Source organism: Actinomyces gaoshouyii (assembly GCF_002076915.1).
GTDB classification, from domain to species: Bacteria; Actinomycetota; Actinomycetes; order Actinomycetales; family Actinomycetaceae; genus Actinomyces; species Actinomyces gaoshouyii.
This window is the reverse complement of record NZ_CP020468.1, coordinates 2041864-2064301: the sequence shown is the minus strand read 5'-3', so window position 1 is coordinate 2064301 and position 22438 is coordinate 2041864. Positions and strand designations below refer to the sequence as shown.

General features: G+C 71.1%; 22 protein-coding genes, 1 tRNA gene and 1 pseudogene. 15 read left to right on the top strand and 9 right to left on the bottom strand.

Annotation, left to right across the window (positions count from 1 at the left end; translation table 11 throughout):
- Positions 1-53: 53 nt before the first annotated feature.
- Positions 54-1109, bottom strand: coding sequence for a variant leucine-rich repeat-containing protein (locus tag B6G06_RS08610; protein WP_080462170.1), 1056 nt, complete (start codon positions 1107-1109; stop codon positions 54-56).
- Between the two features lie 181 nt (positions 1110-1290).
- On the opposite strand from B6G06_RS08610, the gene B6G06_RS08605 reads away from it, so the two are divergent.
- From B6G06_RS08605 to B6G06_RS08565, 9 genes are all read left to right on the top strand, one after another.
- Complete coding sequence (locus B6G06_RS08605) at positions 1291-2121, top strand: PP2C family protein-serine/threonine phosphatase (protein ID WP_081171887.1); 831 nt, start codon at positions 1291-1293, stop codon at positions 2119-2121.
- A 143-nt stretch (positions 2122-2264) separates the two neighbouring features.
- Positions 2265-3101, top strand: coding sequence for an FHA domain-containing protein (locus B6G06_RS08600; protein ID WP_081171886.1), 837 nt, complete (start codon positions 2265-2267; stop codon positions 3099-3101).
- Entirely contained in the window at positions 3094-3924 is an 831-nt protein-coding gene (locus B6G06_RS08595) for an LmeA family phospholipid-binding protein (protein ID WP_080462167.1), read from the top strand. Before B6G06_RS08600 ends, B6G06_RS08595 begins: the two co-directional genes overlap by 8 nt.
- A gap of 365 nt (positions 3925-4289) precedes the next feature.
- The gene (locus B6G06_RS08590; RefSeq protein WP_081171885.1) at positions 4290-5522 is read left to right on the top strand and encodes an AAA family ATPase; all 1233 of its coding nucleotides are present in this window, start codon (positions 4290-4292) and stop codon (positions 5520-5522) included.
- Entirely contained in the window at positions 5519-6568 is a 1050-nt protein-coding gene (locus B6G06_RS08585) for a DUF58 domain-containing protein (protein WP_080462165.1), read from the top strand. The genes B6G06_RS08590 and B6G06_RS08585 overlap by 4 nt, the downstream gene beginning before the upstream one ends.
- Positions 6565-7089 carry an alpha-amylase gene (locus B6G06_RS08580; RefSeq protein WP_188640668.1) on the top strand — a complete coding sequence of 175 codons (525 nt, stop codon included), beginning with the start codon at positions 6565-6567 and terminating at the stop codon, positions 7087-7089. Before B6G06_RS08585 ends, B6G06_RS08580 begins: the two co-directional genes overlap by 4 nt.
- Entirely contained in the window at positions 7083-8141 is a 1059-nt protein-coding gene (locus B6G06_RS08575; RefSeq protein ID WP_080462164.1) for a vWA domain-containing protein, read from the top strand. The genes B6G06_RS08580 and B6G06_RS08575 overlap by 7 nt, the downstream gene beginning before the upstream one ends.
- Positions 8138-9283: a VWA domain-containing protein gene (locus B6G06_RS08570; protein WP_080462163.1), complete on the top strand. Its 1146-nt coding sequence runs from the start codon at positions 8138-8140 to the stop codon at positions 9281-9283. Before B6G06_RS08575 ends, B6G06_RS08570 begins: the two co-directional genes overlap by 4 nt.
- 17 nt (positions 9284-9300) lie before the next feature.
- Positions 9301-10119: a tetratricopeptide repeat protein gene (locus B6G06_RS08565; RefSeq protein ID WP_125898907.1), complete on the top strand. Its 819-nt coding sequence runs from the start codon at positions 9301-9303 to the stop codon at positions 10117-10119.
- Between the two features lie 93 nt (positions 10120-10212).
- On the opposite strand, the gene B6G06_RS08560 is transcribed toward B6G06_RS08565, so the two are convergent.
- Positions 10213-10908, bottom strand: coding sequence for a TetR/AcrR family transcriptional regulator (locus B6G06_RS08560; protein ID WP_080462161.1), 696 nt, complete (start codon positions 10906-10908; stop codon positions 10213-10215).
- Between the two features lie 131 nt (positions 10909-11039).
- The gene (locus tag B6G06_RS08555; protein ID WP_081171883.1) at positions 11040-11552 is read right to left on the bottom strand and encodes an NUDIX domain-containing protein; all 513 of its coding nucleotides are present in this window, start codon (positions 11550-11552) and stop codon (positions 11040-11042) included.
- A gap of 78 nt (positions 11553-11630) precedes the next feature.
- Between B6G06_RS08555 and B6G06_RS08550 the strand changes: the two genes are divergently transcribed.
- Positions 11631-12371 (top strand): M50 family metallopeptidase, encoded by a 741-nt coding sequence (locus tag B6G06_RS08550; protein ID WP_240494052.1) that lies wholly within the window; start codon positions 11631-11633, stop codon positions 12369-12371.
- A gap of 174 nt (positions 12372-12545) precedes the next feature.
- Positions 12546-12971: a DoxX family protein gene (locus B6G06_RS08545; RefSeq protein WP_081171882.1), complete on the top strand. Its 426-nt coding sequence runs from the start codon at positions 12546-12548 to the stop codon at positions 12969-12971.
- Positions 12972-13159: 188 nt separating this feature from the next.
- Here B6G06_RS08545 and B6G06_RS08540 read toward each other — a convergent pair whose 3' ends face one another.
- Positions 13160-13603: a nitroreductase family protein gene (locus B6G06_RS08540; RefSeq protein ID WP_081171881.1), complete on the bottom strand. Its 444-nt coding sequence runs from the start codon at positions 13601-13603 to the stop codon at positions 13160-13162.
- Positions 13604-14276: 673 nt separating this feature from the next.
- Here B6G06_RS08540 and B6G06_RS08535 point away from each other — a divergent pair.
- Positions 14277-14528: pseudogene (locus tag B6G06_RS08535) on the top strand (very short patch repair endonuclease); the annotation flags it as partial.
- An 11-nt stretch (positions 14529-14539) separates the two neighbouring features.
- Here the strand turns inward: B6G06_RS08535 and B6G06_RS08530 are convergent.
- Positions 14540-14613: transfer RNA gene (locus tag B6G06_RS08530), tRNA-Gly, on the bottom strand.
- Between the two features lie 130 nt (positions 14614-14743).
- On the opposite strand from B6G06_RS08530, the gene dcd reads away from it, so the two are divergent.
- The 3 genes from dcd (at position 14744) to B6G06_RS08515 (ending at position 18831) form a co-directional block, all read left to right on the top strand.
- Positions 14744-15352, top strand: coding sequence for a dCTP deaminase (dcd, locus tag B6G06_RS08525; RefSeq protein ID WP_080462156.1), 609 nt, complete (start codon positions 14744-14746; stop codon positions 15350-15352).
- Complete coding sequence (locus B6G06_RS08520) at positions 15349-16476, top strand: hypothetical protein (RefSeq protein ID WP_081171879.1); 1128 nt, start codon at positions 15349-15351, stop codon at positions 16474-16476. Before dcd ends, B6G06_RS08520 begins: the two co-directional genes overlap by 4 nt.
- 195 nt (positions 16477-16671) lie before the next feature.
- Positions 16672-18831 carry a sialidase family protein gene (locus tag B6G06_RS08515; protein WP_081171878.1) on the top strand — a complete coding sequence of 720 codons (2160 nt, stop codon included), beginning with the start codon at positions 16672-16674 and terminating at the stop codon, positions 18829-18831.
- 120 nt (positions 18832-18951) lie between these two features.
- Here B6G06_RS08515 and B6G06_RS08510 read toward each other — a convergent pair whose 3' ends face one another.
- From B6G06_RS08510 to B6G06_RS08495, 4 genes are all read right to left on the bottom strand, one after another.
- The gene (locus B6G06_RS08510) at positions 18952-19674 is read right to left on the bottom strand and encodes a 3'-5' exonuclease (protein WP_240494051.1); all 723 of its coding nucleotides are present in this window, start codon (positions 19672-19674) and stop codon (positions 18952-18954) included.
- Positions 19675-19796: 122 nt separating this feature from the next.
- Positions 19797-20612 carry a serine hydrolase domain-containing protein gene (locus tag B6G06_RS08505; RefSeq protein ID WP_081171876.1) on the bottom strand — a complete coding sequence of 272 codons (816 nt, stop codon included), beginning with the start codon at positions 20610-20612 and terminating at the stop codon, positions 19797-19799.
- 19 nt (positions 20613-20631) lie between these two features.
- Positions 20632-21396, bottom strand: coding sequence for a nitroreductase family protein (locus B6G06_RS08500; protein WP_081171875.1), 765 nt, complete (start codon positions 21394-21396; stop codon positions 20632-20634).
- Between the two features lie 170 nt (positions 21397-21566).
- Positions 21567-22379: an exodeoxyribonuclease III gene (locus B6G06_RS08495; RefSeq protein WP_080462150.1), complete on the bottom strand. Its 813-nt coding sequence runs from the start codon at positions 22377-22379 to the stop codon at positions 21567-21569.
- Positions 22380-22438 lie beyond the last annotated feature (59 nt).

The following is a 22438-nucleotide window of genomic DNA, read 5'->3' as shown; positions in this document are numbered from 1 at the left end:
CGTGGATGGTAGACGCGGGCGCGCCTCGCGAGCCCCGGCGGCGCCGCGCGGGCTCAGTTCTTCGAGGTGCTCTGGACACTCTCGCGCGAGAGCGTGAAGCCCTTGCCGGTCACCTGGCTCCAGCAGGAGATCCCGGACTGCGAGGAGGTGCAGGCGTAGTCGCCGTGCTTCGCCGAGGCGCCGTAGTTGAGCGTGACGCCCCCGCTGGAGAAGGAGGTCGCGCACTTGCCGGTGGCCTCGCCGTCGCCGACGGTGGCCTCGTAGGGAGAGGATGTGCAACCGTCCCGGGAGAAGGAGTGCTCCTTGATGATGCAGGTTGCGCCCGAGTCGGTCAGCGTGCAGGAGATATTGCCCGACGGCGCTGTGAAGGCCCCGAGCTCGGCGGCGTCCGACGGCGCCGGGAAGGCCTTCTTGCCCGTCGGGCTCGCCGAGGCGCTGGGCGAGGCGCTGGCCGAGGGGGCCGGCGCCTCGCCGCCCTGGGCGGGGGAGGAGGCCTGGCTCGTCTGGTCCGTGCTCGCCCGGCTGGCCTTGGTGGCGTCGTCGTCCTCGGCGAGGACCCAGAAGACGATCCCCCCGACGAGGGACAGGACCACCAGGGCCAGGAACCACAGGAACAGGTTGGAGCGCTGATGGCTCTCCTTCTTCGGAGGCACGGGCTCGCCGACTCCGGGAAGGAGCGGCTGCTGGTCGTAGCCCTGCGCGTAGGGCTGCTGGCCCGCCGCGTAGGCGCCCGGCTGGTAGGCGGGCTGGAACGCCTGGGGACCGGCCTGCTGCGCGGCCCATGCGGGGTCCATCGGCTGCACCGACGCGCCCTGGGTCGCGGGCGGGACCGAGATCGCGCCGGGCATGGTTCTCGTGCTGGGGCCGCTCATGGCGGCGGGATCGATCGGGCTGATGGGGCTGATCGCATCGGGGCGGGACGCCAGCGCGGCGTCGACGGCGGCGTCCCCCAGGGATCCCAACCAGCTCAGCAGGTCCGGGTAGGTATTCGGATTGCGCGCGACGTACGGGCGCAGTCCCGGGTAGTTCTGAGCGAGCTCGTGCAGCTCCGCCCAGGGGGTCGTGGGGTCCTGAGCGCGTGCGATGAGCTCGTCCTGAGCTTGAGACATGACGGTCCTTCAGCGGCGATCGGGGGGCCGGGATGCGCCGGGGGGAGGAGGCGAGGATCCCGGAGTGCCGGGGGGCACTAGCGGCTGCGAGCCTACCTGAGGGAGCCCTGATGACCATAGGGAGGCGGAAGGAACGGTATGGTCACCCCCAATGCGGCAACAAGGAGGGCGGGACCAACCAATGAGCGAGACCACTGAGCCGGTCGCCGACGCGTCCGCGTCCCAGGCCCCCATCGTCGGTGCCGCCACCGATGTCGGTCGCATGCGCACCGCCAATGAGGATGGCTACCTGGCCCTGGAGCCCGTGTACGTCGTCGTCGACGGCATGGGAGGGCACTCCTCCGGGCGCCTGGCCGCCCGCACCGCCCTGGAGAGGATCTCCGCCCTGGCCGGGAGCGTCATCAGCGACGCCGCCCAGGTCATCGAGGCGATCGAGGAGGCCGGGGAGGAGGTCGACGCGCTGCCCTCCTCCGGTTCGCACCGGCCCGGCGCGACTATCGCCGGCATCGCCCTGCTCCACCTCGACGGCGTCCCCGCCTGGCTGGTCTTCAACCTGGGTGACGCGCGCGTCTACCTCCTGCGCGATGGCGAGCTCCACCAGGTCACCACCGATCACTCCAAGGTCCAGGAGCTCATCGAGTCCGGTGAGCTCAGTCGGGCCGAGGCCCGCGACGACTTCCGCAAGAACATTGTCACCCGCGCCCTGGGCGGGGGACTGGCGGGCCCCTTCACCCCGAGCGCGCGCCTCTTGCCCGCCACGGGGGGCGAGCGCTTCCTCGTGTGCTCCGATGGTTTGAGCGATGAGCTCGACGACGACGAGCTCGCCCTCATCCTGGGCGCCGGCCTCACCCCGCAGCGCACCGCCGAGGCCCTCGTCGCCGCCGCGTTGGAGAACGGCGGGCATGACAACGCCACGGCGATGGTCGTCGATCTCGTGGAGCGCCCGTCGATGGTCGGCGTCGTCACGGCTCCCGAGCGGTCAGGGGGAGGTGCGTTGGATGGCCCCGGATGATGAGGGTCGCGCCCCCGAGGGCCGGGCGCGGGCCACGCCGCCTTGTATCCTCGTCAACCCCGACCCATGGGTCCCGTCGCAGCCTTCGCCGCCCTCGATCCGCCCATCCCAGCACTACCAGCCGTAAACAAAGGATTCTCCTCATGACCAGCGACGCAACGTGGACGGAATCGCCGCCCTCCGTCGATCCTGACCGCCCCGAGGAGCTCGTGCTCGACTTCTCCGGCGAGGTGCACAGGATCGCCCCGAACGAGACCTTCGTCATCGGCCGCGGCGGGGATCTCGACATCGACGACAACCCCTACCTGCACCGTCGCTTCATCGTGCTCGCCCGTGAGAACGGCCTGTGGTGGATCGCCAACGAGGGCTCGCGCCTGTCGGCCACTCTCACCGACGGCGATGGGCTCGTCCAGTCCCGCCTCGCCCCGGGCGCGCGCATGCCCCTGGTCTTTCCGCGGGTCATCCTCACTTTCTCAGCCGGTTCCACCGCCTATGAGATCGACCTCATAGGCGCCGGAGAGGATCACTTCGCCGGGATCGACGGCGTCAGGCAGTCCACCGGTCGGACGACGATCGGCGTCACCCCGATGACCCGGTCCCAGCTCCTGCTCATCCTCGCCCTGTCCGAGCCGGTGCTGCGCCGCGCTGGCACCGGCGCCGCGGAGATCCCCTCCTCGCAGGCCGCCGCCGCGCGCCTGGGCTGGCCGATCACCAAGTTCAACCGCAAGCTCGACGACGTCTGCGGCAAGCTCGACCGCGTCGGCGTGCGGGGGCTGTGCAGGGGCCGCGCCGAGGGCGCCGCCTCCAACCGCCGCACGGCGCTCGTCGAGCACGCCGTTTTCACGCTCATGGTCACCGCCGAGGATCTGCCCATGCTCGATGACGAGCTGGCCGCCAACCGGGCGGCCGCCGCGCCCGTGATCACCGCCCCGACCAAGGTGGGCGCCGCCGCGAAGGGGGCGGGAGCCGACCGTGTCTGAGACCTCCTCGCTCGCGTCCTCCCTGACTCCCTCCTCCGCCCCGTCCGCTCCCAGCCCCGCCCCGCGCCGTCGGCGGGCTCTGGTCATCACCGCCGTCTGCGCCGTTGCTCTGCTCGTCGTGGGCAATTTCGTGGTGCGCCCGGCCCTGGACTCCTATCTCTCCGGGCGCGTGGCCTCCGCCATCCGCCAGGCGCTCCCCGGCCTCGACGAGAACGCCTCCATCACTACGAGTGACGACCTCATCCTCCAACTCCTCCACGGCCGCGTCGACTCGATCGGCATCGACGCCTCCCGACTCGACCTGCCCGTGAGGGCGGACACGGCCAGCACCCTGAGTATCGGTGACGTCCACGTGGAGCTGACCGGTGTGAGTACCTCCGGGCCGCATCGCGCGAGCAGCGCGCGCGCCACGGGGCTCATCGACTGGCGGGGGGCCAGCGACCTGGTGACCACCGCTGATATCAATCCCAACTACGTGACGGTGGACGTGGTGCGTCCGGGCACGGACACGGATCCCGGCAGTGCCCGCGCCTCCGGCGTCGGCTACGGTTCCGCCGTCGAGTTCGTGTTCGAGCCGCGGGTCACGGACGACGGCGGCCTGAGCATCACCGTCAGCTCGGCGAAGGCCGACGGGGTCGAGGTGCCCATTGACGGCCCCGATTCCGAGGGCGGCAGGATTCTCGCGCTGCTGGGCATCCCGATCGGCGGTGTGGAGATCACGCCCGATCAGCTTCCCCGGGGCTTGCGGATCAGCCAGGTCAGGGTCACCGACAACGGCCTGGCGATATGCCTCGCCGGCAGCGACGTGACCTTGAGCGAGTGAGGCGCGGCGTGAGCCCGACCGTGAAGCGCTTCGTGGGTGGGGCGCGTCTCCGCGGCTCGGAGCATGGCCGATTGCCGGCAGGACGGCGCTGGCGGGGGTCGAGGCTTCGGACGCCGATCTGCCGGCCCCACAGCCTCATAATCCCTCTTTATCTGCGAGACCGGTCGAAATCATGATCGAGACCGGTTCTCGAACCGGTCTCGATCATGATTTCGACCGGTCTCGGTCTCGCGAGCAGGGCGGAGAATCGCCCGGACGGAGCGGGAATGTGGGTGAGGATACCCATCGCCGGAGGTATCGCTTCAGCAGGGCTCCGTTATAGCCTGCGTGCGGCAGAGCGCCGACCGCACCTCATGAGGAGACGTATGAGCACCGACCCCGCGCCGCACCGGCAGCCCGCCGAACCGACCGCGGTTGGGCCCCTCAGGGGCGCGGTGCCCGCCGTCCCGCCGTCGATCGCCCCCGGCGCGCGGCGCGCTGCCAGCCCCGCCCCGGGAGAGGCCCCGCAGTCGGGAACCGTCCTCACTGTCCCCCGCGAGCACGCCTACCCCGCGCCGACCGGCCTCCTGCCCACGCGCGAGACCCTGCGCGCCGAGGCCGCCCGTTCCTCCCGCTCCCGCCAACCCGAGGAGGACGTGGAGCGCGCCGACGCCCTCATCAAACGCATCCACCAGGTCTTCGAGCAGCGCCTGGTGGGCCAGGAGCAGCTGCGCCTGGCGCTCATAACCACGCTCATCGCCGGTGGCCACATCCTCTTGGAATCGGTCCCGGGCCTGGCCAAGACAACTGCCGCCCAGACACTCGCCTCAGCCGTCTCCGGCTCCTTCACCCGCATCCAGTGCACCCCGGACCTCATGCCCAATGACATCGTCGGTACCCAGGTCCTCCACTACGCCACCGGGGAGATGACCACTCAGCTCGGCCCGGTGCATGCCAATATCGTCCTGCTCGACGAGATCAACCGCTCCAGTGCCAAGACTCAGTCCGCCATGCTCGAGGCCATGCAGGAGCGCCAGACCTCCATCGGCGGCGTCGTCTACCCGTTGCCGCGCCCCTTCATGGTGCTCGCCACCCAGAACCCCATTGAGGAGGAGGGCACCTACGTCCTGCCCGAGGCGCAGATGGACCGCTTCCTCATGAAGGAGGTGCTGAGCTACCCCAAGCCCATGGAGGAGGTCGACGTCCTGGACAAAATCTCCTCGGGCGCCTTCGAGGAGCCCCTGCGCGTCCAGCCCATCAGCACCGATGACGTCGAATGGCTCCAGGGCGCCGTCGAGCGCGTCTACGTGGACCCGGTCATCAAGCAGTACATCGTCGCCATCATCAACACCTCCCGCGGCGGCGGCCCGCGCCCCGTGCCCGGCCTGGAGCGCCATGTGCGCGTCGGCGGCTCGCCGCGAGGCTCGATCGCCCTCATGCGAGTCTCCCAGGCCCTCGCGCTGCAGGTCGGTCGCACCTACGTCACCCCCGACGACGTCGGCCTGCTGCGCCACGCCGTCATGCGCCACCGCCTGGTGCTGACCTACGACGCCCTCGCCGACGGCATCGCCCCCGAGGCCATCATCGACGCGGTCTTCGCGGCGGTCCCCACACCGTGAGCCGTCATTCCACGGCGGGCGCCATCGAGCTGCCGGCCGAGCCAACGCAGCGCGGGTCGCGCCTGGCCCGCGTGCGGGGGCGCCTGGCCCTGCCCGCCCTGCGCCGCGCCACCGGGCTGCTCGACGGGCGGCACAGGTCGGTGCTCCTGGGACACGGGCAGGATTTCGACGATCTGTCCGTCTACCGCCCCGGCGACGACGTGGGCGATATCGACTGGAAGGCCTCCGCGCGCCTCGGCCAGCCCGTCATCAAGCGCTACCAGCGCGAGTCCAACCTGCCCCTCGTCCTGGCCATCGACACCGGCCGGACCATGGCCGCCCAGGCCCCCAGCGGTGAGGACAAGCGCGAGCTCGCCCTCGCCGCCGCCGAGGTCATGGCCTACCTGGCCCGCCTGCGCGGCGACTCCGTGGCACTCGTGGCCGGGGACGCCTCCCGGATGCTCTCCCGTCCGCCCCGGTCGGGCGCCGAGCACGCCGAGATGATCCTGTGGCTCATCGCCCGGCAGTACTCCGCCCTCACAGAGTCCCCGCGGGGCGCCCCGGCGAGCGCTCAAGTGCGGGTCGGGCAGGTCTCGTCCCGGCGGGACAGCGGCGCCGCCATCGGCGAGCTGGTCCCCGGTGCGCCCGCCTCCGATCTTCCCGGCCTGCTCGGCAAGGTCATCAGCCTTCACAGCCGTCGCAGCCTCGTGGTGCTCCTGACCGACACCTCCCATCCGGACGCCGCCGCCCACGATCAGCTCCGCAGGCTGTCGGCGCAGCACGAGCTCGTCGTCATCCAGATCGCCGACGACGCCCCCATCACCGGTGATCCCGGCGCGGTCCGCGATGTGGAGATGGCGGAGGACCTGCCGGTGTTCCTGCGCTACGACACGGCCCTGGGCGCCCAGCTCGCCCGGATCGACGCCGCCCGGCGGGCCAGCGTCACCGCGCTGCTGGACTCGCGGCGCATTGAGCATGCCGTCGTCGCCTCCGACGAGGGACTCGTGGACTCCATCGCCGAGGTGCTCGGTCGCCAGCGCCTCGCCACCGCCCGAAGGAGGCGATGACCGTGGAGCTCAGCCCCCCGCAGCTCATGCCCACCTGGATGGCGGTCACCGCTGTCGTCATCCTCCTGCTCGCCGTCGCCGGACTGCTCTGGTCGTTCCTGAGCCACCGGGTCCGGGACGGCTTCATCAGCGATATTCCCATGGCCCCCGGGGAGCGCCGCCGCTGGATGAGGCTCGTCGAGCGCGCCGCGAAGGAGTACGACGCCGGGCAGATCGACCTGCGCGTCCTGCACCTCGAGCTGGCCTCCGCTCTGCGGGGCTTCGGATCCGAGCGCAGCGGTGAGGACCTGACGACCGCGACCGTCACGGAGATCATGGATATGTCCGCGTCCACCGAGTCCGAGGACATCGAGACCCGCCTCAAGCGCGCCAGGACCGCCTCGCAGCCCCTGGACACCGACCCCCTGGGGCACGTTGGGGAGCTCCTGGCGATCTGGGAGCAGCCTTCCTTCGACCGTGACTCCGACGCCGCCGCCGCCCAGGCCATCGAGCACGCCAGGGAGGTGGTCTCGAGATGGTGATGCCCTGGCTCCCCTGGTTCCTCATCGCCGCCGCCGCGCTGATCATCGGCATCGCCGCGCTGCGCGCCGCCCGCAGGGGCGAGCGGGCCCCGTTCGTCCCGACGCGCCGCGTCGCCAACGCGATGCCCCTCCTGCGCTCGCCCGCCGTCCTGCGCCGCCTGCGCCGCCGCCGCGCACTCCACGCGCTCCTGGGCGCGCTCATCATCGCGGCCATGGTCTCCTCGGCGCTGCTCGCCGGCCGCCCCGTGAGCAAGGACGTGCGCAACGATGCCCTGGCCAGCCGCGACATCGTGCTGTGCTTGGACGTCTCCGGCTCCATGCTCGGCCTGGACTCCCAGGTGCTGGAGACCTACACCGAGCTCATCGACTCCTTCAACGGGGAGCGGGTGGCGCTGATCGCCTGGAACACGACGGCGCAGACGATGGTGCCCCTCACCGACGACTACGAGACCCTCAAGACCGAGATGGGCAAGATCACCGATCTCCTGGGCTCCGTGTTCACCAGCCCGTCCTTGGCGCGCAGCCGCTATTTGCGGATGTTCTCCGGCACGATGGCGGAGGAACTCGACGCCTCCTCGCTGGCCGGCGATGGCCTGGCCTCCTGCACGCAGGCCTTCGACAACTCCGGCGCCGCCAGCGCCGACGAGCGCCCCCGCTCCATCATCCTGGCCACCGACAACCTCGTCTTCGACGACTCGCACGTCCAGCTCTACTCCCTGCCCGAGGCCGCCGAGCTCGCCACGAGCAAGAAGATCCGCCTGTTCTCCATCTACGGCTTCGACGACGAGCTCGACTACGGCGATCTCGCCGCCCAGGTCGAGTCGGCCCGTCAGGAGCTGGAGACGGCCACCCAGGACAACGGCGGCAAGTTCTACGAGGTGGGGGACAGCGGCACGGCTGGGCGCATCGTCGAGGAGTTGGAGAAGACCCAGGTCCAGGAGTACAGCGCCGACAATGAGGTGCGGCTGACGGACACCCCCAGGGCGGGCGCCATCTGGCTGGTGCTGGCCGCAGGCTCCCTGTTGCTCATCGCCGCCTGGAGGCGCGCATGACATTCCATCCGCTGCTCGGATGGCCCCTCGCCATCCTTGTCGCCCTCATCGGCATCGGCGCCGTCGTCCTGAACTGGTGGCGCTTGCGTCCGGTGCGGCCGCGCCCCCGGGCGGCCCCCGTCCCCCACGGCCGACGGGACGCGGGTCCGACCCCGCCGGGAGGAGAGGCTGATCGCCCGCTGCCCGCCCGCCGCCCGCTGTCGCGCTCGGCGCGCCTCGTCGTCGCCCGTCGGACCGCGCTGGTGGTCACACTCGTGCTCATGCTCGCCGGCCCCAGCACCTACCAGTACGATCAGCGGGTCACCTCCACCGTGGAGGTCTACCTCGTCGTCGATCGCACGGGCTCCATGGCCGCTGAGGACTGGGCCGGCGGCGCCGGGACCCGGCTCGACGGCGTCCGCGCGGACCTGGAGGCAATCCGCAAGGCCCTGCCCGAAGCCCGCTTCTCCATCCTCGCCCTGGACTCCACGGCGGCCAGGGAGATGCCGCTGAGCACCGACATCAACGCCGTCGACTCGTGGATCAAGACACTCCGGCAGGAGGTGACGAGCCGATCCACGGGCTCCTCGCTCGCGCGCATGCTCCCGCTTCTGAACGCCACCCTCACCGAGGCCGAGCAGGTGGCCCCCCAGGACGCCCGCCTCGTCTACATCCTCTCCGACGGCGAGACCACCGACGACGGCGCCGGGGCCAAGGACGCCGCCTCTCAGGGCGTGGCCTGGAAGGACCTCGCCCCCCTCGTCGACGGCGGCGCGGTGCTGGGCTACGGCACCGCCCAGGGAGGGAGGATGCGCGAGTACGACGGCGGCACCACCCCCGCCGACCAGATGCCCTACATCAAGGAGGAGGGGCAGACCGCCGACGCCGTCTCCATTCCGGATGCCCAGGAGCTGCAGACGGTGGCGACCGACCTCGGCCTGCCCTACTACCAGCGCGACGGCGAGGGCGATGACCCGACAAGCGCCTTCACGAGCGTCGACGTCGAGCAGATCCTGTCCGACGGGCATCACGGCAAGCGCTCCAGCCGCTATCTCACGTGGCCCCTGGCGCTCCTGGCCTTCGCGCTCATGACCTGGGAGGCGGCGGCGCTCGTGCGCTCCGATATCGAGGTGCGCCGCCTGGTGCGGGCAGGGGGTCGGTGATGGGAGCGCGCAAGCCGATGCCGAGGCGCCGCCGCCTGCTGATCGGGCTCGGCCTGACCTCGATGCTGCTCGTCGTGGGCCTGTGGTTCGCGGCGGTGTCCACGGGCACCACTCTGGCGAACCGCTCCCTGTACGTGGGCGACTACTCCGCTGCGGTGGACCGCTACCGCATGGTGCGCACGATCAACCCATGGCTGCACAAGTGGCGGGTGCGCTACAACCTGGGCACCGCCGAGGTCCTGGCGGGGGACTACGACCGCTCGATCGCCGACCTGGAGTCCTCCCTGCCCGACGCCCCCCAGGAGGTCATCGACATCGCCTACGACACCGAGGGCAATGTCATCCGGCAGCGCACCGGCGTGTGCATGACCCGCATCAACCTCTTCGTGGCGCATATGGCCCTGGCGGGGCAGGCCCAGGAGTCGGGGGACATGACGGCGGCGCAGGCCCAGGTCGACGCCGCGAAGGAGGCCGCGGGCGACTGCGAGGTGCCTCCCGTGCAGTCCCCGCAGTCCCAGCCGACGACGCCTCCCACCCAGACCCCGACGCCGACCGCCCCGCCCACCCAGACCCCGAGCGCCTCCGGGTCCCCCTCCCCGGATGCGTCCCAGAGTCCCAGCAGTGATCCGTCAACGAATCCGAGCGCCTCGGGATCCTCCTTGCCGACCGCGGAGCCGACCTCCTCCGGGCCGAGCGCGCCCACTCCGGGCAAGAGCGGCTCGGCCGGCCCGACGCCCACGGAGGGCCAGGAGAAGGAGAAGAGGCTCCAGCGCCGCAACCAGGGGCGCGAGGGGCGCACGGCGGGGCCGAACGACGGCGCCAAGCGCCGCTGGTGAACGGGCGGTGCCCAGCGGCGCGGCGCCGGAACGAGGCCGCGAGGCGGGTCGCCTCGGGCCGGGTCCGGGTCACCTCGGGCCGGCTCCGTCGGCTCAGCCGACGGCGGCCCGCTCGTGCGGCGCCTCCTGGGTCCTCTGGGGCGACACGTCTTCCGCGGCGTGGGTGCGGCGGATCGCGGGCACCGCGTGGTCCGGGAGTCGCGCGCCGACGGCTCGCAGCACGAAGGTGTCCAGGGCGTCGAGGTAGGCTGCCCGCGCTGCGGGGTCCTGAGGGGTGGGCCGCCCGCCCATGACGCAGGCGTTGAGCAGGGGGATGAGCATCGCCGGGTCCTGCCGGGGGATGAGGCCCTCATCCATGGCGTCGGTGAGGATCGAGGCGAGCATCTGGCTGATGAGCCCGCCGTGGGCGCGCAGCCGTCCCGCCGTGCTGCGCGAGACCGAGCTGGCCAGCGGCCCGGTGGTCGGGAAGTGGAAGTGGCGCTTGAGGAGGGCCTGCTGGCGCATGTACACGCGCAGGCGGTCGATGGGGTCCTCGATACCTGCCAGCGCGATGGACAGTTCCTCGGAGTAGCGGACGACCTCGTGCTCCATGAAGGCCAGGAGCAGGTCCTCCTTATCGGCGAAATGGTTGTAGACGGCGGTTCGGCCCACGCCGGCGCGCGCGGCGACGTCGGAGAGCGTGATCTTGTCGAAGGAGCGCTGGCTCATGAGAAGGGACAAGGACTCGAACAGCGCGTTGCGCGTGCGCTCGCGGTGCTCGGCGAGGGAGCTACCCATGATCTTCGGCATGAGGCTAGCCTAACTCACGACGTGACGTTGTAGTTCTCGGTGTCAGCAAGTACGGATATCGTTGCGGGTCGCGGCCTGGGCGGAAGCCGCGGTTGTGCGGGAAATCACGCTGAGGATGTTGATCCTCGCTATCAGGAGTGCGCTCCCTGCGCGAGGGCCGACCGGATCGCGCGAAGGATGGGCACGTCCGCCTCCAGCCAGGGAAGGGCGTCGAGCTCCCCCAGCCGCACCCAGTCCAGCGACTGATGCGCCTTCCCGCATCGGGGCGGGCGATCGCCGTCGGGCTCGGCGAGCCAGACCCTCATCCGGTGCCCGTTCATCGCCGCCCAGGCCGGGGCGTCGTCGCCCGGCTGCTCGCGCCGCGTCGGGGGAGGAGGAACCGCCAGGGCGGCGGGCGGCACCACCTCGGCGCCCAGTCGCACCGACGCCCCGATCTCCTCGGCGAGCTCGCGCGCCAGCGCGGTCACCGGCTCCTCCCCGTTCTCGACCTTGCCGCCCGGCAGTTCGTACTGGCCCGCGTGCTGGGGAGGGTAGGAGCGGGCGGCGCAGAGCATCGCCGTCGGGCGGGCCAGGGAATCCAGGATTGCGGCGGCGACGACGAGGCGGCCGGAGGAGGGCGGAACGGGGCGGACCGGAGCGCTCATGCGCTGACTGTAGAGCCCTGGCCGCGCACTTCCCGGAGTGCACGGGGCGCGCATAGGCCCATGGGGCACAATCCCACCGTGACTCTCAGTGGGTTCCTCCTGGAGGCCGTCGACCGCATCCTCCCGTCCACCGCGCCGGACCCGGCAGCGGCGCGACCGGGGATCCTCCTGCTTGTCCTCGTCCTGGCCATGCCGACGGCGCGGCGCTGGGGGCGCGCGGCGGTGACCGTCATCCACGAGGCCGGGCACGCCGGCGTCGGACTCCTCGTCGGCCGTCGCTTCGAGGGCTTCACCGTGGACGCCGGGCTCGGGGGCCGGGCGATCACCAGCGGGCGCAGCCGGGGGCCGGGCAGGATCGCCACCGTGTGGGCGGGCTACCCCATGCCCGCGCTCATCGGCTGCCTCCTCGTGCAGGCGGCACTGGGCGGCTGGGCCGGCCCGATCCTCACCCTCGCCCTCATCGCCGAGCTCGTGCTGTTCATCAAGTCCCGCTCGGCGCGCACTCTCTGCCTCGTCCTCCTCGTGATCGCCGCCACCACCGCCCTGTGGTGGGCGGGCTCCAGCGTCGTGCGGGCGGGTCCGCTGACCCTCGCGCCCCGCGAGGCCCTGACAGCAGGGGCCGGTCTGGCACTCCTCCTGGGCGCCTGGGACGCGCTGCGCGACGTCGCCGCCAGCCACGACCCGAACCAGGACCACGGCTCGCTGGCCGGGCTCACCCGCCTGCCGGGCTGGTTCTGGCTGGGCACCTGGTGGCTGGTGATCGCCGGCGCCACGGCGTGGTCCGCCTGGAGCCTGGCGCGCAGCGCCGGATGGGCATAAGCGTCCCGCTCGCCCCGGCCCGCCGGCTTGGTCCCCGGAGCGCGGGCGCCGAAGAGCGGTCCCCGGGGTGCGGGCCGCAGCGACTCGGCGGAGCCGCACGGGCCGCCGGGTGGTGGCACACTTGACCCTGCTGATCTATTTTCCCTGATCGGCCCGTTGAAAGGAGTCCCGACCATGTCCCGCGCACCGCTTGCCATCCGCGCCCTCCTCGCCGGGCCCTTCATCCACGGGGGCTGGACCCAGGTCGGCGGCGCGGACGCCCTGGCCCGCCAGGCCGAGCCGATTGCCGAGGCCCTCAACACCTCCGCCGGGCCGACAGCTCAGGCCCTCCTGGGCCGCGAGGTCACGGGGAAGGACCTCGTCCTGCTCAACGGCGGGGCGATGATGGTGGGCGGTGCCGCGCTGGTGGCGGGCGTGGGGACGCGCTGCGCCGCGGGCGGCCTCATCCTGTCCCTCATCCCCACCACCATTCAGGGCCAGGCCTTCTGGAAGGAGGAGGGCTTCAAACGCTCCCAGAAGCTCCAGGGGGCGCTCACCAACGGCGCGCTCGTCGCCGGGCTGGCGCTCCTGGTGCTGCGGGGCGCCCGCCGTCGGCGCTGATCGGCACTCTCGGTCGGGCCACTGGCCATGCCGACCACCTCGTAGGAGCGGCGGGGGAGGGCGAGCAGCTCGCAGAGCGCGGTCTCCAGATTGCGCATCGATCCCGGGTAACAGGCGCCAAGCCCATGGATTCCGCCGCGACCACTGCGTTCTGCGCCGCCATGGCGGCATCGATGGAGACGGTGAGGTCAGGAGTCGAGGTAGTCCAGGCTGCCGGTGCTGGCTCCGGCGGCCGTCATGATGTCCTCATTGCGGGAGGCGGCGGCCACCAACAGCAGGATGGTGGGGGCCTGCTGGATGAACACGAAGTTCTCCGACTGGTTGAGGAGTCGGCCAGGCCCAATCCGGTCGCGCAGCACGGCGTCATTGACGACGATGACGCTCCACAGGTGCAGGTTGGAGGAGGTGGGCGCGGACTGCGCGGCGGCGATGATCGTGGCCAGCTGGCGCTCGGTGAGGGGCTCCGGGGCGAAGGCCCGCACGGAGCGGTGCGTCAGCACCGTCTCGACGGCAGGGGTCCACTCCAGGTCCTCGGGGCTGGGCGCCGTAGCGGTTGGACAGGTATTGGGCGCGGCGGGCGGGGTCGCCCGGGGGGGGGCGGTGCCAAGGGCGGGGCTGGTGTCATCACTCATGCGCCCATGGTGCTAGGAGAACGCGGGCGTCGCGCCTGGTTGGTCGCCGCCCGGTTGGAGCGGATGAGAAGGCGCGTGTCGCCCGACGACGAGGCCGCACGGGGCGGCCTTCCTCGGGGCGCCGGTGATGAGGCCCTCTGCCCGCGAGGATCGCCTCGCTCCGTGTTCCGCGCTGACGAAAGCACCTGTGAGCCGTCGTGAGGGCCGCCAGACCGTTGAAAGCACGACGTATCAGGGTGTTGTCAACGGCCTGGAGGCGTCCAGGGCGCGTTTCGGCGAACCCCTGCGCCCCTGCGGGCCTCGCGCTCGCCATCGTCGCGCGGACGGTGGCCTGCCCCCGCGAATGCCTGCGGCCCGGGCTCGTTGGGGAGTGTTTCTGTTGGTCGTGGGTGTCTGGCCGGATCTGCCGTCGACTGGTTGACGCCGTGCGTGGGGGTTGTGAACGTGCCCCGGGGTTGTGGGCGCGTCCCGGGAGCGCGTCGGCAACCCCGGGGCACGCCCGGAGGCGTCGTAGTAGGCGCGTGGCGCTGGCGGGCCTCCGCCGCACCGGCCTAGGTGTCCTTCCCCCGGAGGTTGTGAACGGGTTGGTCAAGGTGAAGGCTCCTGGGCAGTACGTGGGTCGTCGGGCTCACATGCGGTCCACGGAGGCCTTCGTGACTGATGACGGCGCGCGGACATCGTGTTCACGCGGCAGCGCCTCGCCGTCTTCATCGATGGCTGCTTCTGGCACGGCTGCCCCGAGCGCGTGACCACGCCGGCGACGAACACCGACTACTGGCGGCCGAAACTCGCCGGGAACATCGAGCGGGACCGCGAGACGAACGCCATGGCGCAGGCCGAGGGGTGGAAGGTGCTGCGCATCTGTGCGCACGTTTCACCGGAGGAGGCGGTCGGGCGGAAGCAGGAAAAACTCACGGCACCGTGAGTTCCCTCATGTGGAGCGGATGACGGGAATCGAACCCGCGCTATCAGCTTGGGAAGCTGAGGTTCTACCATTGAACTACATCCGCAGATGCTCACCACGAGGTGCGCGCAAACAGCATACCCCACCGCGGCGCGCATGTGGAATCGCCGGGCCCGGCGGCTGCGCCTGGCGTCCGGCAGGCCCCTGGCGGTCGCCGCGCCTGGCACAATCGTCCCGTGCTCCTCTCCGACCGTGACATCCGTGCCCAGCTCGACGCCGGTCGCGTGGTCCTCGACCCCTGCGACCCGGAGCTGATCCAGCCCGCGTCCATCGACGTCCGGCTGGATCGCTCCTTCCGGCTTTTCGACAACCACCGCTACCCGGTCATCGACCCTGCTATCGAGCAGGATGGGCTCACCCACCTCATCGACGTCGGTCCCGACGAGCCCTTCGTCCTGCATCCCGGCGAGTTCGTCCTGGGCGCCACCTACGAGCGCGTCACCCTGCCCGACGACGTCGCCGCCCGCCTGGAGGGCAAGTCCAGCCTCGGGCGCCTCGGGCTGCTCACGCACTCCACCGCCGGCTTCATCGACCCCGGCTTCACCGGTCACGTCACATTGGAGCTCAGTAACACGGCCACCATGCCGATCAAGCTCTGGCCCGGGATGAAGATCGGCCAGCTCTGCTTCTTCCGACTCTCCAGTCCCGCCGAGGCCCCCTATGGCTCGGGTGCGCGCGGTTCGCGCTACCAGGGCCAGCGCGGCCCCACGGCCTCCCGCTCGCATCTGAGCTTCGACCGCCTGCGCATCGAGGATGCCGGCCTTCCCGTCGAGGAGTCCGAATGAGCGCCTCCTCCGGGGACCTGGCGGTCTCCCTGCCCGTCGATACCACTACCTTCACGGCCACCTCCATGCTGCCGGTCGGCCTCGTGGACTCCCGTCACCTGCTCGTCCTGGCCGACGACGTCGCCGTGGAGGAGATCGAGGCCCTCGCCCTGTCCCTGGACGAGCGCGCCGGCTGGGTGGGGGCCTCCCGCCTCCAGCTCTTCCCGGGCGCCGAGCTCCACGGCCCGTGGGCCCTCGACGATGACATGCGCCGGATGCTGGGCCTGCCCGACTGGGTCGCCCAGGTCATGCTCCTGGAGTGCGTCCCCCAGCGCGCCGGCGCGCTGCCTCCCGAGCTGGCCGGCGTGGACCCGATGGCCGACGCCTTTCCCACGGCCATGCCCACCGGCGCCGAGCTCGTCGCCCTCATCCACCTGCGCGCCATCGCCCGCCGCCTCGCCGGCGCCATCCGCCTGGTCGACACCTCTCCCGACGACGGTGAGGCTCGCATCACCCTGGTGGTTCCGGACCCGGAGTCCTCGGTCATGCTCGCCATCTACGCGCCGGTGTGGATCGCCCCCGACGCGCTGGCCGCTCTCCTCGCCCCCATCGCCCCGGGCGCTGTGCCCGCTCTGGAGACCTCAGCCCCGCGCGGCGCGGTCGGCTTCGACGCCCTCTCCCACGACGACCTGGAGCGCCTCACCGAGACCATCGGCGCCGACGTCCTCGATGCGGTCTGGCGGCGCACGGAGCGCGAGCGGGCCCAGGCCGAGCGCGAGGAGGCCGAGGCCCTGGCCGCCGGCGAGGAGCTCGTCGAATACCGCGAGGGCTACGCCGTCGTTGCCCCGATCGACGCGGAGACCCCCGGTTGGGGCGGCATCGAGGTCCGCGTCGAGGGGACGAACGAGCTGCCGATCGCCGTGCGCGGAGAGCCCTGGGCCGCCGACGGCGTCGTCGTCACCTCGGTGGTCTGGCGGCCGGTCGATATCGCCCACGCCCACGCCCTCGCCCCCAGCCGCACGCGCCGCCGCGAGCGCGCCGCAGCACGGGAGCTCATCGAGCACGTGGCCGCCACGATCGCCCGCGAGTCGGGAGGCGTCATCGTCGACGAGGACGGTTTCCTCGTCGGCCTCGATATTCTCTGAGGGAGCCGACGCCGTGCCCGATCGTCCACACGAGACGGTTATTCCTGATACAGGTTGACCTGTACTGTTGCCATAGGTGATGCTGATTTGACACCGATCCGCATGCGGGCATTATCGTTTTAATCGTCAGACATCTGACGCTTCCCGTCCGCTAAGACCCCAGGCAACGTTGCCGAGCACTGAACGGATCCTCTTATGAGAACTCACCACCCCCGTATCCCAGCGATCCTGGGAGCCGGTGCCATCGCGCTCACCGGGCTCACCATCGCCCCGACGGCGCAGGCGGCCAAGACCACCGATGGCCGCATGGACATCGGCATCACCAAGGTCGCTGATGCCAATGACGGCGTCTACGCCGTTGGGGACACACTGGCCTTCAACATCAACGTCACCAACCTGGACGCAGAGGCGCGCTCCTTCGAGGTCGCTCAGACCAATCTCGGAGGCCGAGTCACCGCTTGCAAGTGGCGCAACATCGCTGCCAAGGCCACTAAGACCGACTGCACGGGTTACGCCACTCACACCATCACCCAGGCTGACCTCGATGCGGGCTCCTTCACCCCGGAGATCTCTTACACTGTCCGCGCCCCCGAGTACAAAGGCGATGCCCTCAACACTCCTGAGACGGTCCGCGGCGAGGCTGTGCCGATCAAGGCCGCCCCTCCTGGACAGGACGCGCCCAAGGACCCGCAGGAGCCCGAGGAGGAGAAGGGCGACTTCCCCAAGGCCGAGCCCGCGCCCCTGCCGGACGCCTCGGTGTCGTTGCCGGCCTCGATGAGTGACGGCACCGCGGTGGCCACCGGCACCGCCACGGACAATGTCCGCATTCCTGCCATCACCACCGCGCCCAATGGCGACCTTCTCGTGGCGTATGACGTGCGGCCCACGGACAACGGTAATAAGGGAGGCGACTCGCCCAACCCGAACCACATCGTCCAGCGCCGCTCCACCGACGGCGGGAAGACCTGGGGCGCGCCCACCTACATCCACAAGGGCGTCGAGACCGGGACCAAGGAGGGCTACTCCGACCCCTCCTACGTCGTCGACTCCGCCACGGGCACGATCTTCAACTTCCACGTGAAGTCCTATGACGTCGGTTTTGCGGCGTCTCAGCCCGGTAAGGACGCGCAGGCCCGCAATGTCATCCATGCCGAGGTCTCCACCTCCACGGATAACGGCCACAGCTGGACTCACCGCGTCATCACCCCGGACATCACGAATGATCCCTCATGGATCTCCCGCTTCGCCGCCTCCGGCCAGGGAATTCAGATCCAGCACGGCCAGTACAAGGGACGCCTCGTCCAGCAGTTCACCATCAAGCTCGCCAGCGGGGCCTTTCAGGCCGTGTCCGTCTACTCCGATGACCACGGCGCTACCTGGAAGGCTGGGACTCCGGCCGGTACCGGCATGGATGAGAACAAGGTCGTGGAGCTCTCCGACGGTCGCCTCATGATGAACTCGCGCGTCTCCGACGGCTCCCGCTACCGGAAGATCGCGACCTCTACCGACGGCGGCCAGACCTGGTCAAAGCCGATCTCGGACAAGAACCTGCCCGATTCAGTGAACAACGCCCAGATCATCCGGGCCTTCCCCAACGCCGCTCCGGGCACGGACCGCGCCAAGGTCCTCCTGCTGAGCCACTCGCCGAACCCCAAGGCATGGTCGCGTGACCGCGGCACGATCTCGCTGTCCTGTGACGACGGCGCCACCTGGACGGGCAAGGTCTTCCGCGCTGAGCGTGTCGGCTACACGACGCTGGCCGTTCAGTCCGATGGCTCGCTGGGCCTGCTCAGCGAGGACGGGAACGATCGGCAGATCGTCTACCGCAACTTCTCCCTGGCCTGGCTGGGCAGTGAGTGCCCCGCCCTCAAGGACGACCCGAGCCCTGAGCCCAAGCCCGAGGAGCCTCCTGCCCCCGCCCCGAAGGCTGGTTGGGAGAAGGATGGTGACGCTTGGCGCTACCGCAATGCTGACGGCGGTCTCGCCACCGGGTGGCTCAAGGATGGAGACGCCTGGTACTACCTGCGAGCCGACGGGACGATGGCCACGGGGTGGGTCAAGGATGGCGACGCCTGGTACCTCCTCCAGGACAACGGCGCCATGGCCACCGGCTGGGCCAAGGACGGCGGGAAGTGGTACCACTTCGCTGCCAGTGGGGCGATGACCACCGGCTGGATCCGCCTGGCCGGCACCTGGTACCACCTGGGGGCCAGTGGGGCGATGACCACCGGCTGGCTTCAGGAGGGCGGCTCCTGGTACTACCTGCGGGACAATGGCGCCATGGCCACTGGTTGGGTCGCGGTCGGCCCGAGCCGCTATTACATGGATCCCGTCACGGGGGGCTGGCGCGGCTGAGCGTCTCCGGCGGTGTCTGGTCGGGGCCCGCGCGGGGCTGGGGACTCCCAGTTTCCGCGCGGGCCCCGATGCGTGACGCCGAGTGGCGCCGGTCGCACCCACTGGTGCGTCCTGCCCGTGCTAGTGGGTGCGACCGGCGCCAGTGGAACGAGGCGGGGCCGCCCCCGACCAGCGTCGCATCATCAGGTGCGAGCGGGCGGCGTCGGCTCGCTGGTCATCCCAGCGCAGGCCGGCGAAGACCGCGGCCGCGTCCAGGGCATCGCCCCAGGCCGGTCGATCCTGTCCGCGCTCGCGGCCTGTGGCCAGGTAGTGGCGCAGCAGGCCGGCGCAGGCCATGGCGTCGTCGAGCGCCGTGTGGTGCGCCGCGAGGGGGATGCCGGCCGCTTCGCAGCAGGCGGTGAGGCGGCGCGACGGCGTCGTGAGGTAGTCCCGGGCCCGGCGCATGGTGCAGACCTGGGGGATCGGGACGTCGGCGTCGAGGATGCCGAGGCCGCTCAGCGCATGACCGAGGAAACCGAGGTCGAAGCGGGCGTTGTGCGCCACGACGACCCTCCCGGCCAGGTCCCGGGCGATGAGGTCGGCCAGATCGGCGATCCGGGGCGCTCCGGTGACGTCGGCGGGAGTCAGTCCGTGGATGAATGTGGGGCCGACCTCGCGGGCCCCGTCGGGGCCCGGGCCGGGGTCCACCAGGGAGGTCCAACTGCCCTCGATCTCGCCGCGCGCGTCGAGGTGAACGAGGCCGATCTCGAGGATCGCGTCAGCGCCGGGGGACAGCCCCGTGGTCTCCAGGTCCACGACGGCATAGCCCGGCGCCAGCGGTCGGGCGGAGGCGGAACTGGGCATCCCCCGCATCGTATCCGCCCCCTCCCCGCTTCCTTCATCTTCCTTCATCGAGACCGGTCGAAAATAGGAGCGAGACCGGTCCCCGGACCGGTCTCGCTCCTATTTTCGACCGGTCTCGGCATCTATGGGAGGGCGAGGATCTGGTCGTTCAGCGCGGCCCAGGCGCGCCGGTGCGTCTGACCGAAAGGGCGCTCGCCGAGGAAGACCGCCTGGCGCCCGGCCACCGGGTCCACCCAGAGGAAGCAGCCGGACTGGCCGAAGTGCCCGAAGGTCGCGGGCGAGTTGCCGGTGCCGGTCCAGTGCGGCTGCTTGTTGCCCCGGATCTCCACCCCCAGGCCGAAGAGATTGGGGTTCTGCTTCCCGTAGCCGGGGAGGACGCCGGCCAGGCCGGGATAGACGGGGGCACATGCCCGCTCGGCGAGCTCGGCCCCGAGCAGGCGGGGAGCGGCGAGCTCGCGGGCGAAGATCGACAGGTCGCGGGCGCTGCCCTGCCCCGAGTGCGCCGGTGAGCCGGGGATGAGCACGCTGGACATGCCCAAGGGCTCCAGGACGGTGGTCTCCACCCAGGCCTCCAGATTCGTGGCTGTGGCCTCGGTGAGACGCCGTCCCAGGATCTCGATGCCGCGGTTGGAGTAGATGCGCCGCGTGCCCGGCTCGGCGAGCGGCTCGCCGGAGTCGGGGGCGATACCGCTGGCGTGGGCGAGCAGGTGGCGGATCGTCGCGCCGTCCAGCCCCTCGCCGGCGGGGTCGTCAAGGCCGAGCATGCCGCGCTCGACGGCGATGAGCGCCGCCCAGGCGACGATCGGCTTGGTCACGGAGGCGAAGGGGAAGACAGTGTCGACCCCGCCCGCCTCGGCGATGATCCGGCCGCCCTCGGTGACGACGAGCGCCGTCGGGAAGTCGAACAGCCCCAGTGCCGGGAGCGCGTCGCTGGTCATCTGCGCCTCCTCGCCGGCATCAGCGGAGGCAGAGCCGCTGGCGGTGCAGGACGTCGAGGACGGGTGCCTGTGCGGCCCGTCCCTGCCCGACCATCCGCGCGATCTGCTCGGTGAAGCTGTCCACGCGGCGCGAGGCGTCCCGCAGGTCGTAGTACTCGGTGACGCGCTCGTCGTAGGCGGCCAGCTCGGCGTCGTGCTCCTCCAGTGGGGGATAGGAGTCGACGCCGACGGTGATCTGCTCCGGCAGGCGCGGCTTGTACTGCGGCTCCTGCGCCGGGTGGCCCACGAGGAGCCCGAGGAGGGGGAAGGTCCGCTCGGGCAGCCCCAGGGCAGTGATGAGACCGGCGGGATCGCCGAGGATCGAGCCGAGGTAGCACGTGCCCAGGCCCAGCGACTCCGCGGCGGCCACCATGGATTGCCCGGCGATGAGCGCGTCCTGGCATCCCTGGAGGAAGGCGTAGGTGCGCTCCAGGGGCTCGAGCGGGGCCCCCGCGCGCTCGCGGATGACGGCGTTGCGGTGCAGGTCGACGACGAGGATCAGCAACTCACCGCGATCCCCACCCACGTAGGGCTGCCCGGAGGCGGCGTGGACGGCCTCGCGCACGGCGGCGTCGCGCACGCGGATGATCGTCGCCTGCTGGAAGTAGGAGGACGTGGCCGAGGCCCGAGCGACGGTCAGCAGGGTCCGCATGACCTCCTCGCCCACCGGTTCGTCCGTGAAGGCGCGGATCGTGCGGTGCGCCAGGAGCGCGTCGATGGTCGCGCTGCGTACCGGCGCCGTCATCGGCTCGCGCAGCGCCCGCGGCGCGGTGGATGCCGAGGGCGCAGCGGAGGGGACTGATGACTCGGCTGGAAGGGGCGTCGCGGGGCTCATGTCACGAGCCTAATCCGATAGGGCGGCGCTCGTGGGCCGCGATGCCTGGGCCGGCATGCCAGGGCGCCCGGCCTCCCCGGTCAATCCAGGTCCACGATGACCGGCACGTGGTCGGAGGCGCCCTTGCCCTTGCGCTCATCGCGGTCGATGAGCGCGCCCGACACCCGCGCCTCGAAGGCCGGCGAGCCGTAGACGAAATCGATGCGCATCCCCTCGTTCCTGGGGAATCGCAACTTCTGGTAGTCCCAGTAGGTGTAGTTCGTGACGCGCCCGCGCGTGGCCTCCACCATCCCGAGCGCCTCGAAGGCGCGGAAGGCCTCCCGCTCGGGGGTCGAGACATGCGTGGCGCCCTCGAAGGCGGCCATATCCCACACGTCCTCGTCACGGGGCGCCACATTCCAATCGCCCACGAGTGCCAGTGGGAGGGAGGCATCGACGCAGAGCCAGGAGGCGGCGTCGTCCTTCAGCGCTGACAACCAGGCGAGTTTGTAGGCGTAGTGCGGGTGGTCCAGCTCGCGCCCGTTGGGCACGTACAGGCTCCATAGGCGCACCGGCGCCTCACCCTCCAGCGCCCCGCCGACGGTTGCCCCGACGGCGCGCGCCTCCACGACCGCCGCAGTGCCCTCCTTGGCCGCCCAGGCGGGTTGCCCGGCGAAGGATGTGGCGACGTCGGTCAGGCCCACGCGCGAGGCGATCGCCACCCCGTTCCACTGGTCCAGGCCGTGAATGGCGAGCTCGTAGCCCGCCGCCTCGAAGGGCTCGCGCGGGAACTGGTCCGGGCGGCACTTGATCTCCTGCATGGCGAGGGCGTCGACGCCGTGGCGCTCCAGGACGTCCACGACCCGATCGACTCGGGTGCGGATCGAGTTGACGTTCCATGTGGCGATGCGCATGGCAGGAGGCTACCGGCCGGAGCGCGACCCCGCCCCCGGGAGGAGCGCGCGGCGCCCCC